This window comes from Paraburkholderia sp. SIMBA_053, assembly GCF_046534895.1.
GTDB classification, from domain to species: domain Bacteria; phylum Pseudomonadota; class Gammaproteobacteria; order Burkholderiales; family Burkholderiaceae; genus Paraburkholderia; species Paraburkholderia caledonica.
Map to the genome: position 1 here is coordinate 1 of NZ_JAWRXU010000483.1, position 283 is coordinate 283.

General features: G+C 62.9%; 1 protein-coding gene. It reads right to left on the bottom strand.

What is annotated here, in order from left to right:
* Positions 1–248, bottom strand: a 248-nt coding sequence (gene mdcC, locus SB753_RS36530) for a malonate decarboxylase acyl carrier protein (RefSeq protein ID WP_410804995.1), incomplete at its 3' end; no start/stop codon positions are given.
* Positions 249–283 lie beyond the last annotated feature (35 nt).

Consider the following 283-nt stretch of genomic DNA (forward strand, 5'->3'; position numbering starts at 1 on the left):
CCAGGTGTCGCGCCGGAATCGTTGATTTCGAGCTTCGCGGCCGGCAGCGAGCCGTCGCCGAAGATGCGTTCCAGCACCGCCTCCCAGACACGGGCCTTGCCGTCGACGGAAGTCGTGATGTTCACGACGGTAAGGTGCGCCGCGTTGGCTTCGAGCAGGACTTCGAGGTCGCCCGACGCGACCACGCCGGCCACTGCACGGCGTTGCGCGGGTTGTGCCGCCGGGAATTCAAATACGATGGTTTCCATTCGCTTTCCTATGTGTTCGTCGTATTGGGTTTCGT